Origin of the sequence: Paenibacillus sp. DMB20 (genome assembly GCF_000987955.1) — a bacterium.
Taxonomy (GTDB): domain Bacteria; phylum Bacillota; class Bacilli; order Paenibacillales; family Paenibacillaceae; genus Paenibacillus_AQ.
The window spans coordinates 1-6,273 of the sequence record NZ_LAZU01000038.1 but is presented as its reverse complement, the minus strand read 5'-3'; the positions used below and the strand labels follow the sequence as shown (position 1 = coordinate 6,273).

Here is a 6,273-nt window from a genome sequence, read left to right as displayed (position 1 = left end):
GGCGCTGCTGGCGCCGTATCCCGCGCTGGCGTCGGCCGCGCGGGATCTTACCGCCCGCGCGGATGCGCTCGCGGGCGGCTCGTTCACCCTGGCGCTGTTCGGAGCGTTCAGCGCCGGCAAATCTTCCTTCGCCAACGCGCTGCTCGGCGAATCGGTGCTTCCGGTATCCCCGCATCCGACCACGGCAGCGGTGAACCGGATTTTGGCACCCGCGGAAGGACATCCGCACGGAACGGCGGATGTGCGGATGAAGACGCGGGAAGCCTGGTGGGACGATCTGAAATACTCGTTCAGCGTCCTGGGCCTGCCCGAACCGGAGGCGGACGGCTGGAGACGGACCGCCGACAACCTGACGCCGGACGGGGTTCATCCGGCAGGCTTGCCCCACTACGGCTTTCTGAAGGCCGCGGCTGCCGGGTGGGAGGAAATGAACGGGAAGCTGGGCCGCACCGAATCGGTCGACTTGGAGGCTTATAAAGGGTTTGTAGCCGATGAGACCAAATCCTGTTACGTGGACGGCATCGATCTGTATTACAGCTGTCCGCTGACGGAGCAGGGCATCATTCTCGTGGATACGCCCGGAGCGGACTCCCTTCACGCCCGGCATACGGGGGTTACCTTCAGCTACATCAAAAATGCGGACGCGATTTGTTACGTCACCTACTATAACCATGCCTTTTCCAAAGCCGACAGGCAGTTCCTGTCGCAGCTCGGACGGGTGAAGGACAGCTTTGCCTTGGATAAGATGTTCTTCGTCGTGAACGCGGCGGATCTGGCATCTTCTCCGGACGAGTTGGAGCAGGTAACGGGCCATGTCCGCGACAATCTGGTCAAGAACGGCGTGACCCGTCCGCATATATTCCCGGTCTCCAGTCTGAATGCGCTGCGAGGAAAGCTCAGCGGCAACCACGGCCAATTGGAAGTTTCGGGATTCGTCGGATTTGAAGCGGCGCTGGACCGGTTTGCGGTCGAGGAGCTTCCGGGGCTGTCGCTACGCGCCGGATTGGACGATATCGCTTCGGCCAAGCGCAAAGCCGAAGCCTGGGCCGCGCTGGCGGAACAGGACGAGGATAGCCGCAGCCGCCGGGTGGAAAGACTGGAATCGGTCCGGCAAGAGGCTATGGACAGGTTGGAGGCACTAACCAAGCTCGATTTGTCCCGCGAGCTTTCCCGGGAATGTGCGGAGCTGCTCTTTCACGTGCGCCAGCGCCTTGATTATGCGATGGGACGTTTCTTTCAGGAATCGTTCCACCCTTCGGTGCTGCGGGAGGATGCCGCCAGCCTGAAACGCGCGTTTGCCGCTTGCGGACGGGATCTTGAGCGCACCCTGGCGGTGGAGCTCGATCAGGAGCTGTGGGCCACGACGCTGCGGCTGGAAGGGACCGGGCACCGGTTGGCGGAGGATGCGGCGCGCGCTATCGCCGCAGACATATGCGGTCTCGAAGAAAGCCTGGAGATAGACGTTCGGCAGGGAAGGAATTGGACGGCTCCTCAGCTGGAGGAAACGACTCTGGTTTTGGCGGAAGACTGGACTACGTATTGGCCGGTCTTTAAAAACCCCAAGTTTTTCTTCGAAGGCAAGGGGAGCCAGAAACTGCGCGAGGCTGCGGAGCCGAAAGTGAAGGAAGTCGTTGCCGCGGTCCTGAAGGAGCGCGAGGCCGGACTGGCGCGGCATTATGCCGAGGAAACGGGAAAAGCGCTCCGGCATTACGGGGCTGCTCTTCGGGATCAGCTTGAAGAATCGCTGCAGGCGCTCTTGGTGTCTCTGCAGGGTGGACAGTCGCCGGAGGTTTGGCGCAAGCTTTCCGCCGATCTGGCAGAACTGCAGGAAGAGCCATTGAATCCTTGACGGGAAATTGGAGATTTCGGAGTTTCATGAGGGGTTCCCCAATCGCTGGGAGCCCTTCAAACCGAATAGACCGAACTAAAAAAAGGGATCCGGTTATTGTTATTAACCGGGTTCTTTTTTTTCTTGCGGTTTTATAGAAATTCATGGACTCGAGGTTTTCGAAAAAACAGGTTTTTGAGGGTTCTGATATGTACTTTGGAAAACGCCTTCACATAGTCAGGATTAGGGAGAATTTCCGACCATTTAATTATGAAACGATGATAAGTTGCGCTAAATGACTACTTAAGGTCAGAACAGCTGTTTTATGGCGGTTTATTCTCTTTGCCGCCTTAACGTGTCGGTGATAAACTTCTTAAATGCTACATAACTGAACGTATAAATCCAAGGGAGGATAAACATGAATGTTCTCAGGCAACTGCAGGGCTTCTTTTGGGAGAAACGAGGCTATCTCTTTCTTTCCATACTGTGTCTGGCGATGGCGACCGCGCTTGGCCTGGTGTACCCGAACCTGCTTCAACGGCTGATTGACGACGCAATCAGGCCTCGAAATTTCAGTATTGTACCACAGCTCGCCCTAACGGTCGTAGGGGTTGTCGCGCTAAAAGCGTTTATGCAGTTTTTACACGGTTTTTTCGGGGGGAGGCTCGGCAATTTCCTGGCTTACAAGCTGCGGAATGCCTGCTACGAAAAGCTGCAATTTCTGTCTTTCCGTTATTATGACACGGCACGTACCGGGGATTTGATGTCGCGTTTGACGGGGGACCTCGAGGCGATCCGGCAGTTTATCGGCTTCGGTTTCGCCCAGATTTTGAACCTGGTGCTGATGGTCGCGTTCGGCTCGGCGATGATGTTTTCGATCAGCTGGAAGCTCACCCTGGTCACGCTCGTCAGCATGCCGTTTCTGGTGATCACCGCCCTGAAGTTCGAATCCAAAATCCACCCGGCCTTCCAGGAGATGCGGCTTGCGCTCAGCTCGCTGACAACGGCGGTTCAGGAGAACATTACCGGCGTGCGCACCGTCAAATCGTTCGCACGGGAGCCGCATGAGGTCGAGAAATTTTCCGGACGCAACGAGCGGTACAAAACGAACCAGATATTTGCCGCCACGCTGTGGGCCCGCTTCTTCCCGCTGATGGAGATGTTTGCGAACGTCAGCGTCGTGATCCTGCTGCTTGCAGGCGGGAGCATGGTCATTAACCAAGAAATCTCACTGGGTCAGCTGGTCGCGTTTTTTCAGCTTGATCTGGTACATTATCGGACCGATGTGGGGTATCGGCTTCCACATAAACAACTATACCCAATCGAAGGCTTCAGGAGAGCGGGTGCTGGAGCTGCTGAACCAACCGATTGATGTCCAGGACCGTGAAGGAGCCATTGCGCTGGATCCCGCCAAGGTCAAGGGACACGTCGTTTTCGACAGCGTTACCTTTGCTTACGGCAATAAGATGGCTGCCGTCAAAAACATTAATCTGGACGCGCCTCCCGGATCCGTCATCGGCCTTCTGGGAGGTACGGGCTCCGGCAAGTCGACCATCATCCAGCTGCTGATGCACGCCTATAACGTCAACTCCGGCAGCATCACGCTGGACGGCGTCAATATCAAGGATATCAAAATCCGCAGCCTGCGCAGCCAGATTGCCACCGTATTCCAGGAAACGTTCCTGTTTTCGTCCAGCATCCGCAATAACATCGCATACGGGATGAAGGATGTGTCGATGGATGACATTATCCGGGCAGCCAAACTGGCCAAAGCTCACGATTTCATCATGGAAATGGAGCATGGCTACGATACGATCGTGGGAGAACGCGGGATGGGGCTTTCCGGCGGTCAAAAACAGCGGATCGCCATCGCGCGGGCCTTGCTGAAGGATCCGAAAATACTGATCCTGGACGATGCGACCAGCGCGGTCGACATGGAAACGGAGCATGAGATCCAATCCGGCTTCCAGGAGGTCATGAACGGCAGAACGACGTTTATCATCGCCCACCGGATTTCCTCTCTCCGCCATGCGGACGAAATTCTGGTTCTTGACGAAGGCCGTGTCGTTCAGCGCGGCAAACACGATGAATTGATTCTCGAAGAGGGTCCTTACCAGGATGTTTACAAAATCCAATACGCGGACCTGATTGCCCGCCGTGCGGCTGCGGGCAATGGAGAAGGGCAGGTGCAGGCATGAGCGCGGAATTGAACATCGAGCGGAACCCGAAGCAAAAGGCTCCAAAGACCGATAAGGGGAAGGGAGCGACGGGGGAGCGGTTCGTATACCAGGACGACGATGCGATTGAGAAGCCGTTTAACTGGAAACAGCTGACAAGGCTGATATCCTATATGAAACCGTACGCCAAACAGATGATACCGCTGGTTATCGTGCTGATGATCATCGGAACCATTACCAAGCTGACCGTTCCGTATCTGACGGGGCAGGCTATCGACAAGGCGATTGCGCCTGAGAGCGGCAATCCGAGCCTGAGGCTGCTCTACGAGATCACGATCGCCGTATTGGCGCTTTACGTTATTCAGTACATCACGGGGATCTTCCGGATTAAATACACGAACATCATCGGCCAGCGCGTTATTTATGACCTGCGTGCGGACTTGTTCCGCCACATTCAGCGCCTGTCCTTTAACTTTTTCGACAAGCGTCCGGCGGGGTCCGTCCTCGTAAGGGTAACCAACGACGTCAACTCTCTGCAGGATTTGTTTACGAACGGCGTCGTCAACCTGATGATCGACTGCGTTCAGCTGCTGGGGATCGTCATTATCCTGCTTGCGATCAATTGGAAGCTGGGTCTGGCCGTGATCGTGACGGTGCCGATCATGTTCTTTATCTCGACGGCGCTGCGGGTGAAGATTCGCCGGGCGTGGCAGGATGTCCGCATGAAAAACTCGCGGATCAATTCCCACTTGAACGAGTCGATCCAGGGGATTCGGGTAACCCAGGCTTACACCCAAGAAGAAGAAAACATGAAATTCTTCGACGAGATGAACATGGACAGCAAAAAATCCTGGGACAGAGCATCCGCGATGAACCAGGCGTTCGGGCCGCTGATTGAAATCACGGGCGGCGTCGGCACCCTGATCCTGTTCTGGCTGGGTTCCAGCTTGATTCAAAGCGGAGAACTGACCATCGGTCTCCTCATCGCATTCTCGAACTATGTCGGCAACTTCTGGGAACCGATCAACCGTCTGGGCATGATGTACAATCAGCTCCTGGTCGCGATGGCTTCCTCGGAGCGCATCTTTGAATTCATTGACGAGAAACCGAACATTGACGACGCGCCTAACGCGCGCAAGCTACCGCAGATCAAGGGAGACATCCAGCTGCAAAAACGTCGTGTTCGAATACGAAAAAAGGCCGGCAGGCGCTTAAAGGAATCAATCTGGACGTGAAAGCCGGCCAGTCCATCGCGCTCGTCGGTCATACGGGTTCGGGCAAAAGCACGATCATTAACCTGCTGAGCCGGTTCTATGATATCACGGACGGAAAAATCACCATCGACGGTTACGATATCCGCGAGGTGACCGTGGAAAGCCTGCGCAACCAGATCGGCATTGTACTTCAGGACACGTTCATTTTCTCGGGAACGATCCGGGAGAATATCCGTTTCGGCCGCCTGGACGCGACCGACGAGGAAATCGAAGCAGTGGCCAAAGCGGTGGATGCCCACGATTTTATCATGCAAATGCCGAACGGGTACGACACCGAGGTGGAAGAGCGTGGGAACATGCTGTCCATGGGACAGAGACAGCTTCTCTCTTTTGCGAGAGCGCTGCTCGCCGACCCGCGGATCCTGATTCTGGACGAAGCGACCGCATCCATTGATACGGAGACGGAGCTGAAAATACAGGATGCGCTGAAGGTGCTCTTGAAAGACCGGACCTCCTTTATCGTTGCCCACCGCCTGTCCACGATCCGGCATGCGGACCATATCGTGGTGCTGGACCACGGGCGCGTCATCGAAGAAGGGAACCATGACCGGCTCATGAAATTCAAGGGGACTTACTACGGCCTGATCGAAGCCCAGTACAGGTTTTTGTAAAACAAACGGATTCCCTCAAACGAATTCCACCAAGTGACAACGGAATAGGTCTCTCAAAGTTATGAAGATGCAATTCCATGCGATCACGCCTTGGAAGCAAGATATTCTTGCTCCAAGGCGTTTTTTTTAAGAGATAAGAACGTATAAACTACAGAGGTTTGCCATCCTGATCTCGCAAGAAAAACTTCTGCTAAATGCGGTCTGTCTTCTGAGAAAGTACGTCGATAGACGTTTTTTCTTATTGAAAACCGGATCGGTTATCCTGAGCCATGCGCTTGAAAAAGTGACACGTGTGTCGTATAATCAAAAAAGTGACATCTGTGTCATGTTTTGAATTGTTAATCGGCAGGAGGATTTTCGATTATGGGGCAAAAAGGGGAAGA

The 6,273-nt window shown here is 54.9% G+C and carries 1 protein-coding gene and 2 pseudogenes; all 3 read left to right on the top strand.

The features are described 5' to 3' along the window. Positions 1-1,849, top strand: a 1,849-nt coding sequence (locus XI25_RS23155; RefSeq protein WP_046680466.1) for a dynamin family protein, incomplete at its 5' end; no start/stop codon positions are given. A gap of 397 nt (positions 1,850-2,246) precedes the next feature. Continuing rightward, a pseudogene (locus XI25_RS23150) lies at positions 2,247-4,026 on the top strand (ABC transporter ATP-binding protein). Next, positions 4,023-5,890: pseudogene (locus XI25_RS23145) on the top strand (ABC transporter ATP-binding protein). The pseudogenes XI25_RS23150 and XI25_RS23145 overlap by 4 nt, the downstream one beginning before the upstream one ends. Positions 5,891-6,273 lie beyond the last annotated feature (383 nt).